This window comes from Streptomyces sp. McG3, assembly GCF_018619185.1.
GTDB lineage: Bacteria > Actinomycetota > Actinomycetes > Streptomycetales > Streptomycetaceae > Streptomyces.
The window spans coordinates 1-8412 of sequence record NZ_JAAXYC010000329.1; the positions used below are offsets into that span (position 1 = coordinate 1).

Here is an 8412-nt window from a genome sequence, read left to right on the forward strand (position 1 = left end):
GGGCGGTCGCCGCTCAGGGAGTCCCGCCCTTCGTGCCGTGGGCGCCCGGGAGGGTGGGGGTCGGGGTGCGCTCCAGCTCGTGGCTGAGCTCCTCCAGCTCGCTGCCGCCCGCCATCTGCCGGGTCAGCTCGTCCAGCGTGACGTCGTGCTTGGTGTGGCTGCCGGACATGGCGCCGCGCTTGAGGAGGATGAAGCGGTCTCCGACGAGGTGGGCGTGGTGCGGGTTGTGCGTGATGAGGACCACGCCGAGGCCGGCGTCGCGGGCGGCCGCCACGTACTTGAGGACCACACCGGACTGCTTGACGCCGAGGGCGGCGGTCGGCTCGTCCAGGACCAGGACCTTCGCGCCGAAGTAGACGGCGCGGGCGATGGCCACGCACTGGCGCTCGCCTCCGGACAGGGTGCCGATGGGCTGGTCGACGTCGCGCAGATCGATGCCCATGCGCAGCAGTTCGGTACGGGTGCTCTCGCGCATCCCCCGGACGTCGAGGCGCTTGAAGGGGCCGACGCCGACGGTGGGCTCGGAGCCGAGGAAGAAGTTCCGCCAGACCGGCATCAGCGGGACGACGGCGAGGTCCTGGTAGACGGTGGCGATGCCCCGGTCCAGGGCGTCGCGCGGATTGGCGAGGGTGGTCTCCTCGCCGTCGATCAGGAAGCGTCCGGCGTCGTGCCGGTGCAGCCCCGCGATGATCTTGATGAGGGTGGACTTTCCGGCACCGTTGTCACCGAGTACGCAGGTGATCTCGCCCGCGTGGACCTCCAGCGAGACGTGCTCCAGGGCCTTGATGTTCCCGTAGAACTTGGACACGTCGGCCAGCTCGACCAGCGGTCCGGCGGTCGCTCCCGCGGGGTCTTCAGGGGTGGCCGTCATGCCGTCGCCTCCGCGCGCTTGCGCACCCACGCGTTGAGCAGGGTGGCCAGGAGCAGCATCGCTCCCAGGAAGAATTTGAACCAGTCCGGGTTCCACTCGGCGTACACGATGCCCTTGCTGGTCATGCCGAAGATGAAGGCGCCGACCGCCGAGCCGATCGCGGAGCCGTAGCCGCCGGTGATCAGGCAGCCGCCGATGACGGCCGCGATGATGTACGTCAGCTCGTTGCCGACGCCCTCGCCGGACTGGACGACGTCGTAGCTGAACAGCAGGTGCTGGCCGGAGACCCAGGCGGCGAAGGCCACGCCGAGGTAGAGCCCGATCTTGGTGCGGATGACGGGGACGCCGACCGCGCGGGCCGCGTCGGCCTCGCCGCCGACGGCGAAGATCCAGTTGCCGAAGCGGGTACGGAGGAGGATCCAGGTGGCGACGCCGACGAGCGCCGCCCACCACAGGATCGTCACCTTGAACTCGACACCGCCGAGAGTCAGCGTCGAGGCGAACAGCACGCGGGCCGAGTCGAAGCCCTCCATGTCGCCGATGGCCTTGGTGGAGACGGTGCCGCTGATGAGCTTGGTGAAGCCGAGGTTCAGACCGGTCAGCATCAGGAACGTGCCGAGCGTGATGATGAAGCTCGGCAGTTTGGTGCGGGTCAGCATGAAGCCGTTGAACGCGCCGATGGCGAGCGTGACCAGCAGCGACACGAAGACGCCGACCCAGACGTTGGCCGTCATCTGGTAGCTGAACATCGAGGAGATCAGCGCGGAGCTGGTCACCATGACCCCGGCGGAGAGGTCGAACTCGCCGCCGATCATCAGCAGCGCGACCGGTGCGGCCATGATGCCGAGGACGGAGGCCGCGTACAGCACGGTGCCGAGGCTGGAGGCCTGGAGGAAACTGTCGGCGACGATCGCGAAGAACAGGAAGACGGCTGCCGCGCCGACGACCGAGCCGAGCTCGGGGCGGCCGAGCAGTTTGCGCAGCGGTGAGGTGCGCACCAGCCGCTCGTCCACCTCCGCCGGCGTCCGGGGCGCGGCGGTGGAGCCGCTCATCGGGTTCCCCGCTTGGTGAAGTCGGCCAGGGCGTCGGCGTCGTCCTTGGTGATGATCTGCGGGCCGGTGAGGACGGGCAGGCCGCCGCCGAGGACGTTGCGGTTGTAGCGGTAGAGCCAGAGCAGGTCGACGGCCTCGTAGCCCTGGAGGTAGGGCTGCTGGTCGACGGCGAAGCCGAGCTTGTCGCTCTGGAGGCCGGTGGCGACCTTCGCGTTGAGGTCGAAGGTGTCGATCTCGGCCTTGCTGCCCGCTGTCTGCTTGGCCTGGACGGCCGCGTCGGCGAAGGGGGCGCCGAGGGTGACGACCGCGTCGATGCTCTTGTCGGACTGGAGCTTGGCCTCGATGGACGCGGTGACGTCGGGCATGTTGGTGCCGTCGACGTACAGGTTCTGCATCGTGCCGTCGAAGGTCTTCTTCGCCCCGGCGCAGCGCTGCTCGTGGCCCACGTTGCCCTGCTCGTGCAGGACGCAGAGGGCCTTCTTGCGGTCCCGGCTGTTCAGCTCGTCGCCGACGGCCTCACCGGCGATCGACTCGTCCTGGCCGATGTGGGTGAGCGCGCCGAACTCCTTGGACTCCGCGGAGCCCGAGTTCACGGTGACGACCGGGATGCCCGCCTTGACGGCCTTGGCGACGACGGCCTTCATGGCGTCCGGCTTGGCCAGCGAGACGATCAGTCCGTCGACCTTCTTGTCGATCGCGGTCTGGACGAGCTGGGCCTGCTGGTTGGCCTCGTCGTTGTGCGAGTAGAGGAAGTTGATGTTGTCCTTGAGCGCGGCCTGCTCGGCGCCCTTCTGGACGATGTCCCAGAAGGTGTCGCCGTCGCCCGAGTGGGTGACCATGGCGAAGGTCCAGCGCGGCGTGTTCACCGCGGCCCGTCCCTCGGCCGCGGCGGCCGCGCGCTCCTCGGCGCGCTTGCCGCCGGTGCTGCTGCATCCCGTGAGGGAGGCGCCCAGCACCACTGCCAGCACGGCGCCCATCGCGCGTACCCCTGTCCGAACCCTTGCCACGACGCCGTGCCCTTCTACTGCTGCTCGCTGTGCTGCTTGACGGGGCCGGGGAGTGTACGGTCCCGGCCCGGCTGCCCAAGTATCCCCGAGCCCCGCCCGCTCCCGCCCGGCAGGGCCGGTGGGGCGCGTCCTTCGGTGCAGCGAGTTCTAGTCGCGCTACATGTCCACGTCAACCGTTTGTCCGAACATGCTGACGCGGCGGTTGGTGCGGTGCCCATCCGCTCAGCCCGTCCGGCGCTTGAGGACGGGACCCTTGCCCGGGTGGGCCCGCGGACACGGAGTCCGGGGCGCGGGACCCTGCCGAAAGCGACCTGCGTCCACGTCGACGGTTCCGTCCTCAAACGCCGGACGGGCTGGATCGGCCGCCCTCTCCGGGTGGCTCAGGCGCGCACCAGGAGCTGGAACTCGAAGGCGTACCTCTGCGCCCGGTAGACGTGCGAGCCGAACTCGACCACCCGGCCGGTGTCGTCGTACGTCGTGCGCTCCATCGTCAGCAGCGGCGCGCCCACGGGCTCCGCCAGCACCCGCGCCTGCCTCGCGTCCGCGGCACGCGCACCGACGGTCTGGCGGGCGCTGTGCAGGGTGACGCCGGAAGCCCGCATCAGCCGGTAGAGGCCGGTGGCCTCCAGTTCCTCGGTGAGCAGGGGCAGCAGCCCCGGGGGCAGGTGGTTGCGCAGGAGGGCCATCGGCTCGCCGTGGGCGCTGCGCAGCCGTTCGACGAGGTGGACCTCGCTGCCCTCGGCGACGCCGAGCGCGGCGGCGACCTCGGCGGTGGCCGGTTCCGTGGTGTTGCGCAGGACGCCGGTGGCGGGGCGCTGGCCGGCCGCCTCCAGGTCGTCGTAGAGCGAGCTGAGCTCCAGCGGGCGGCGGACCTTGCTGTGGACGACCTGGGTGCCGACTCCCCGGCGGCGGACCATCAGCCCCTTGTCGACGAGCGACTGGATGGCCTGGCGGACGGTCGGCCGGGACAGGCCGAGGCGGGCGGCGAGGTCGATCTCGTTCCCGAGGAGGGCACCGGGGGCCAGCCGGCCCTGCTCCACGGCGGCCTCCAGCTGCTGTGCCAGCTGGAAGTAGAGCGGCACCGGGCTGGTGCGGTCCACGCTCAGCGGCAGCGGCCGGTCGGATCCATGTGCGGTCACGGGGCGAGCGTAGTTCGCTTGTCCGGACAAAGCCATGGCGTACCGGGGCGGGGAGCCGCCGATCGGTGCGGCCGCCGTTTGTCAGGACAAACGCTTGACATGACGACCGGGCGAACGCCACCTTGGGGCCCATGCGCATCGGACTGATCGGAACGGGACGGATCGGCACCTTCCATGCGGAGGTCCTGAGTCGTCACCCCGCCGTGGACGCCCTGTTGCTGGCGGACGCGGACCCGGACCGGGCGGCCGGGGCCGCGGCGCGGACGGGGGCGACGGCCGTCGCGGTGGACGGCCTGTTCGCCGGGGATGGCGCCGCCGGGGGCCCGCCCGACGCCGTGGTGATCTGTTCGGCGACCTCGGCCCACGCCGGGCTCATCGCACGGGCCGCCCGCGCCGGGCTGCCCGTCTTCTGCGAGAAGCCGATCGCCCTCGACCTGCCGGGCACGCTCGCCGCACTCGCGGAGGTCGAGGCGGCGGACAGCGTGCTCCAGCTCGGCTTCATGCGGCGCTTCGACGCCGGGTACGGCGAGGCCAGGGCCGCCGTGCGGGAGGGAAGGCTCGGCCGGCTGCACACCGTGCGGGCGGTCACCTCCGACCCGGCCCCGCCGCCCGCCGCCTACCTCCCGCTCTCCGGCGGGCTCTACCGCGACTGCCTGGTCCACGACTTCGACATCCTGCGCTGGGTGACGGGCCGCGAGGTGAGCGAGGTGTACGCCACCGGCTCGGACGCCGGACCCGCGATGTTCCGGGAGGCCGGGGACGTGGACACGGCCGCCGCCCTCCTCACCCTCGACGACGGGACGCTCGCCACCGCCACCGCGACCCGGTGCAACGGCGCCGGGTACGACGTACGGATGGAGCTGGCCGGCGAACTGGACCAGATCGCCGTCGGCCTGGACGACCGTACGCCGCTGACCTCGGCCGAGCCCGGCGGTCCCGGCGCACCGGCGAAGCCCTGGCCGGGGTTCCTGGAACGGTTCGCCCCGGCGTACGAGGCGGAGCTGGACGCGTTCCTGCGGGTGGCCCGCGGCGAACTGGCCAATCCGTGCGACGGGCGGGAGGCCCTGCACGCCCTGCGGATCGCCGAGGCGTGCGAGGTCTCCCGCCGCGAACGCCGGCCGGTGGCGATGACGGAGATCCCCGGCGGCCGGACCTGACCCCGGGAGCCGCCCGCTACCAGCCGACCGGGAGGCTCAGCGGCCCCCGCATCAGCATCCCGGTGCGCCAGGCGAGCGTCGCCGGGTCGGCGGTCAGCCGCAGCTCCGGGCAGCGCTCCAGCAACGACCTGATGGCGATCCTGGCCTCGATGCGGGCCAGCGGCGCGCCCAGGCAGTAGTGGATGCCGTGCCCGAAGGCGAGGTGGCCCCGGGCGTCGCGGGTGATGTCGAAGCGGGACCCGTCGGGGTAGCGGACGGGGTCCCGGTTGGCGTCCGACATCGCGACGAGGACCAGCTCGCCGCCGCCGGGGATCACCGTTCCGCCGACCTCGATCGGATCGGTCGTGAAGCGGTAGGTGGGGGTCTCCACCGGCCCCTCGAAGCGCAGGATCTCCTCGACCGCGTTGTCGGTCAACATGAAGTCGGCGCGCAGGGAATCCAGTTGATCGGGGTGGGCGAGGAGGTTGTGCACGCCGTTGGTGATGAGGTTGACGGTGGTCTCGTGTCCGGCGACCAGCAGCAGCCAGGCCATACCGATGAGTTCGTCGCCGGAGAGGTGGTCGCCGTCCTCGTCGGAGGTGTGGATCAGCGCGCTCAGCAGGTCCTCGCCCGGCTTCTCGCGCTTGTCGGCGAGCAGTCCCGCGATGTACGCGGTCATCGCCTGCGTGGAGGAGGCGCGCAGGGACGGATCGACGGAGGAGACCGCCTGGCCGGACCAGGTACGGAAGGCCTCGCGGTCCAGGGACGGGACGCCGAGCAGCTCGCAGATCACCGCCATGGGCAGCGGGAAGGACAGCGCCTCGACCAGGTCCGCCGTACGGTCCGGGGACGCGAGCATCGAGTCCAGCAGTCCGTCGGTCATCTCCTGGACACGCGGGGCCAGTTGCTCCATACGGCGTGGGGTGAACCCGCGGGCGACCAGTTTGCGCATCCGGGTGTGGTCGGGGGCGTCGGAGCCGAGCATCGAGGAGCCCGCGGACACCTTGCTGACGCCGAGTGACGGCGAGGCCCGGCTCCAGTGCTTGGAGAGCCGCTGGTCGGCGAGGAGGGCGCGGCCCGCCTCGTATCCGACGACGAGCCAGGCGTCCGCGCCCTCGGGGATCCGCACCCGGTGGACCGGGCCCTTCGCCCGCAGGGCGGCGTAGGCGGGGTAGGGGTCACGGGTGAACTGCTCGCCGAGCGCGGCGAGATCGACCAGGGGTTCGGTGGTCAACACGGTTCCCTTCGGAGTGAGTCGCTGTACGGAAGGAGGGGCGCGGGCCCGGCCTCACCAGCGGACCGGCAGCCCCCGTGCTCCGCGCATCAGCAGACCGGGCAGCCAGTCCAGCTCGCCGCCGGACGGGTCGCGGGCGAGGTCGGGGCAGCGTTCCAGCAGGGCGCCGATCGCGATGCGGGCCTCCATGCGGGCGAGCGGTGCGCCCAGGCAGTAGTGCGCGCCGTGGCCGAAGCCCAGGTGCCCCTGGGGTTCGCGGCGGATGTCGAAGGTGTCCGGGTCGGGGAAGCGGCCCGGGTCGCGGTCGGTGGAGGCCAGGGCGACGAGGACCGGCTCGTCGCGCGGTATCACGGTGTCGCCGATCGTGACCGGCTCCCGGGTGAAGCGCATGGTGGTGGTCTCCACCGGTCCGTCGTAGCGCAGCATCTCCTCGACGGCGTTGTCGAGCAGCCCCGGGTCGGCGCGCAGCAGGGCCAGCTGGTCGGGGTGGTCGAGCAGCGCCCGGACCCCGTTGGCGATCAGATTGACGGTGGTCTCGTGACCGGCGACCAGCAACAGGAAGGCCATGCCGACCAGTTCGGCGGAGGAGAGCGAGTCGCCGTCCTCCTCCCCGGTCCGGATCAGCCCGCTCAGCAGGTCGTCGCCGGGCGAACGGCGTTTGGTCTCGATGAGTTCGACGAGGTAGGCGCCCATCGCACCGGCCGGGTCGGCGTCCCGCTGCTCCGGGGTGGGGGTGACGATGCCGCTGGAGAGTGTCCGGAAGGCGTCCCGGTCGATGTCCGGGACGCCGAGGAGTTCGCAGATCACGGTCATCGGCAGCGGGAAGGCCAGCGCGTCCACCAGGTCCGCGGAGCCCCGGGACCCCATGGCGTCGAGCAGGTCGCCGGTGATCTCGGTGACGCGCGGGCGCAGCGCCTCGATGCGCCGGGCGGTGAACTCGCGGCTGACCAGCCGGCGCAGCCGGGTGTGGTGCGGGGCGTCCAGCTCCAGCATGTTGGCGCTGAGCACGGCCTCGGACGCCTCCCGGCGTCCGGTGGTCCGCCAGTCCTTGCCGAGCCGCTGGTCGGCGAGAGCGGCGCGGCCCTCCGCGTAACCGACGACCAGCCAGATCCGCTCCATCTCCTCGGTGCGCACGGCGTGCACCGGCCCTTCGGCCCGCAGCTTCGCGTAGTACGGATAGGGATCCGCGGTGAAGTCCGGCAGTTCGCGCAGATCGAGCACAGCCATGGTGGTCAGCCCCTCTTCCGGTCCGTCCGGTCAGCGTAGGCCGCCCCCGGCTTCCCCGTCCGTGTCGAGGAGCCCCGCGTCATGGACCAACAGCGCGATCTGGACACGGTTGTTCAGTTCGAGTTTGGCGAGAATCCGCGAGACATGGGTCTTGACGGTCGCGACGCTGAGGAAGAGGGAACCCGCGATGTCCGCGTTGGAGCCACCGCGTCCGACGGCGACGGCGACGTCCTTCTCCCGCTCGGCGAGTTGGTCGAAACGCCTGCGTGCGCGGTCGGTACGGCCGGCCCGGTCGTCGGTTCCGCCGCCCGCGGCGCGGGCCATCAACTGGCGGGTGACGGCGGGCGAGAGCACCGGGTCGCCGGCGGCGACCCGGCGGACCGAATCGACGATCCGGGCCGGCGGGGTGTCTTTCAGGACGAATCCGGCCGCCCCGGCCCGGATGGCCCGGAGCACCTGTTCGTCCGCGTGGAACGTGGTGAGGACGACGACTTCGGGTGCTCCCGGCCGGCGGCGCAGCCGTTCGGTCGCGGTGAGTCCGTCCATGACCGGCATCCGGATGTCCATCAGGACGACGTCCGGGTGCAGTCGCTCGACCAGTTCCTCGACCTCGTCGCCGTCCGCGCCCTCCCCCACGATGTCGATGCCCTCGTCGCCGCCGAGCATCAGGGTCAGTCCGGCCCGGACCAGCGGGTCGTCGTCGACGATCAGCAGCCGGACGGGCGGGGGCGTGGGTGACGCCGGGG

8 protein-coding genes are annotated in these 8412 nt (G+C 71.7%); 1 reads left to right on the forward strand and 7 read right to left on the reverse strand.

Translation table 11 applies throughout. The features are described from left to right. Positions 1 to 13 precede the first annotated feature (13 nt). The 4 genes from HET64_RS33030 to HET64_RS33045 all read right to left on the reverse strand — a co-directional run bounded on the left by HET64_RS33030 (position 14) and on the right by HET64_RS33045 (position 4069). On the reverse strand, positions 14 to 871 hold the full coding sequence (locus HET64_RS33030; RefSeq protein WP_215110836.1) for an ATP-binding cassette domain-containing protein: 858 nt from the start codon (positions 869 to 871) through the stop codon (positions 14 to 16). After that, positions 868 to 1923 carry an ABC transporter permease gene (locus HET64_RS33035; RefSeq protein ID WP_215110837.1) on the reverse strand — a complete coding sequence of 352 codons (1056 nt, stop codon included), beginning with the start codon at positions 1921 to 1923 and terminating at the stop codon, positions 868 to 870. Before HET64_RS33035 ends, HET64_RS33030 begins: the two co-directional genes overlap by 4 nt. Continuing rightward, positions 1920 to 2900 (reverse strand): sugar ABC transporter substrate-binding protein, encoded by a 981-nt coding sequence (locus HET64_RS33040; protein WP_215110838.1) that lies wholly within the window; start codon positions 2898 to 2900, stop codon positions 1920 to 1922. The genes HET64_RS33035 and HET64_RS33040 overlap by 4 nt, the downstream gene beginning before the upstream one ends. Before the next feature lie 410 nt (positions 2901 to 3310). Next, complete coding sequence (locus HET64_RS33045; RefSeq protein ID WP_215110839.1) at positions 3311 to 4069, reverse strand: GntR family transcriptional regulator; 759 nt, start codon at positions 4067 to 4069, stop codon at positions 3311 to 3313. Between the two features lie 131 nt (positions 4070 to 4200). Here HET64_RS33045 and HET64_RS33050 point away from each other — a divergent pair, with 131 nt between their 5' ends. After that, entirely contained in the window at positions 4201 to 5226 is a 1026-nt protein-coding gene (locus tag HET64_RS33050) for a Gfo/Idh/MocA family oxidoreductase (RefSeq protein ID WP_215110840.1), read from the forward strand. Positions 5227 to 5242: 16 nt separating this feature from the next. On the opposite strand, the gene HET64_RS33055 is transcribed toward HET64_RS33050, so the two are convergent. From HET64_RS33055 to HET64_RS33065, 3 genes are all read right to left on the reverse strand, one after another. Next, the gene (locus tag HET64_RS33055) at positions 5243 to 6439 is read right to left on the reverse strand and encodes a cytochrome P450 (RefSeq protein WP_215110841.1); all 1197 of its coding nucleotides are present in this window, start codon (positions 6437 to 6439) and stop codon (positions 5243 to 5245) included. 54 nt (positions 6440 to 6493) lie between these two features. After that, positions 6494 to 7666: a cytochrome P450 gene (locus HET64_RS33060; RefSeq protein WP_215110842.1), complete on the reverse strand. Its 1173-nt coding sequence runs from the start codon at positions 7664 to 7666 to the stop codon at positions 6494 to 6496. 30 nt (positions 7667 to 7696) lie between these two features. Next, positions 7697 to 8412, reverse strand: a 716-nt coding sequence (locus tag HET64_RS33065; protein ID WP_215110843.1) for a response regulator transcription factor, incomplete at its 5' end; no start/stop codon positions are given.

Bases quoted from the DNA above. Each gene is read 5' to 3' on its own strand.
- HET64_RS33030 (WP_215110836.1), bottom strand. From the start codon at position 871: ATGACGGCCACCCCTGAAGACCCCGCGGGAGCGACCGCCGGACCGCTG.
- HET64_RS33035 (WP_215110837.1), bottom strand. From the start codon at position 1,923: ATGAGCGGCTCCACCGCCGCGCCCCGGACGCCGGCGGAGGTGGACGAG.
- HET64_RS33040 (WP_215110838.1), bottom strand. From the start codon at position 2,900: ATGGGCGCCGTGCTGGCAGTGGTGCTGGGCGCCTCCCTCACGGGATGC.
- HET64_RS33050 (WP_215110840.1), top strand. From the start codon at position 4,201: ATGCGCATCGGACTGATCGGAACGGGACGGATCGGCACCTTCCATGCG.
- HET64_RS33060 (WP_215110842.1), bottom strand. From the start codon at position 7,666: ATGGCTGTGCTCGATCTGCGCGAACTGCCGGACTTCACCGCGGATCCC.